Annotated in this window: 2 protein-coding genes; both read right to left on the reverse strand. The window is 35.3% G+C overall.

The window, feature by feature from the left end; genetic code table 11:
- Positions 1–14 precede the first annotated feature (14 nt).
- Complete coding sequence (locus H525_RS0115425) at positions 15–596, reverse strand: hypothetical protein (RefSeq protein WP_027416909.1); 582 nt, start codon at positions 594–596, stop codon at positions 15–17.
- A 4-nt stretch (positions 597–600) separates the two neighbouring features.
- Complete coding sequence (locus tag H525_RS24365; RefSeq protein WP_027416910.1) at positions 601–1,605, reverse strand: transposase; 1,005 nt, start codon at positions 1,603–1,605, stop codon at positions 601–603.
- Between the last annotated feature and the right edge of the window lie 78 nt (positions 1,606–1,683).

The raw sequence follows: 1,683 nt of genomic DNA on the forward strand, positions 1-1,683 counted from the left end.
CTTAGACGGCTTAACTAACACAATCGTTGATTAAGCCATTTTTCTTCTACGCATTTAAGGTATTGGTCTGGATCTCTTTTAAATTGAAATCGTTGAATATGCTCTTTTGTTCTTTCTTCCCATTTTTTCATTTCATTGATGTAGGCATCAAAAGGTACAGTAGCTAATCTTGAGAGAATACAAGGATCTGAAATTGCATCTTCAGCAAAAACGATATATTCACCGTGCCGCATTATGTAACGATTCCAAGATCTTAACCCCGTTATACGACGGTGCCTACGCTTTATGGTACGGAAGAAAAGTTCATGATCATTATTTGTTCTTGGCAAAATTGGATTATCGTAAAAGGTAAATAAGCCTTTCCAAAACCCTTTGCTATACCGATTAAGATTATCAACAAAAGCAGCATCTTCTTCTTTAGTTAGAGTTTGGTTGATTTCTTTTAAATACTCTAAAAGTCTTTTTTCGACACTAGCGCTTGTCTTACGTTTTGAAGGCTCAAGAATATTGGCAATCCGTCTAATCCTTATGGAAAATCTGACTACCTGACGGTAGTCACTTTTGTAGTTATCAACAATACTGACTATTCTGAACAACTTTTCAAGTAAAGGGGTCCCCTTTTTTATCCAGGCACTTTTCAAGGGATTTTTGGATCTTTTTTGTTTGATCAAATACCTTGATACCTGGTAATTCTAAAGGCGGACAACCATCTTCCAATAACACAGACCGAAGGGCTGCCGTATAAGCAAGAGCAGTTTCTGACTCTAAGTTATTTACATCTTTGGAAGCTTTCTTTTCAATTTCTCGAATTCCGCGGAGTTTCTTTTTGATATTAGTTTTTAATTTACGATCACTGTCTACAGCTGGTTTAGCAATATCTTTTAAATAATGAAATTGGCAATACTGATATGGAGTGTCAGGAGATAGCTTTTCGAAGGCCAATCGAATAGACTGTTGACCATCACTAACAAAGCCCAAAATAGGAAAACCGAATTCTAAAACAGGCCTAATAAATTCCATTAGTTCCTCTGTGGAACTACTTTTCACATTCTTTGCGGCAACAATTGTACCGCTTAAAACTTCCCGAATAACATAGAGAGTTTCATTACCTTTTTCAGGTTGGACACCATCCATAGATAGAATGATTCCACCATATAGTTCAGTTACTTTTTTCATTTCCTGTTTCGCATAATTTTCGGCGCTAGCTCGTAATAAAACAGAGTATCTTTCATAAAGCTTTTGAACATGTCTTTCAGATACTGTTACACCTTCGGTGTTTAAGATATCCATTATTTCTTTACGAGTTTTATGTTCTTTAAATCGAAGCTGACCAACGTAAGCGAGGACATCCATTCCATAAGTAATATGTTTCATACTAAGCTGATCAGCTTGAGCAGAACGATAGACTGTCTCTGGATGTGAACAATTTTTGTTTGAGCAGCGGTAACCCATATTAACAAGAGTCAAAACACCTTTTAGGGTTGAAATTGTTTTCTTAGAGACAGTATGACAATACTCTAATTTAGAATTGCAGTATGGGCAAGATTGAAATTCAGGTTTAAAATACCTTGTTTCTGTAGAGGTAAGGCGGTTTTTAGTACGCATTAATAAATCACCAACATTATTATTTTTCTTACCTTAATATTACCATAAAATTATATTGCGTTATTTTAACCGTTTAAG

The sequence above is a fragment of the Aneurinibacillus terranovensis DSM 18919 genome, from assembly GCF_000430625.1.
Classification (GTDB): domain Bacteria; phylum Bacillota; class Bacilli; order Aneurinibacillales; family Aneurinibacillaceae; genus Aneurinibacillus_B; species Aneurinibacillus_B terranovensis.

Coding starts and splice junctions, on each gene's coding strand:
- H525_RS24365 (WP_027416910.1), bottom strand. CDS start 1,605: ATGCGTACTAAAAACCGCCTTACCTCTACAGAAACAAGGTATTTTAAA.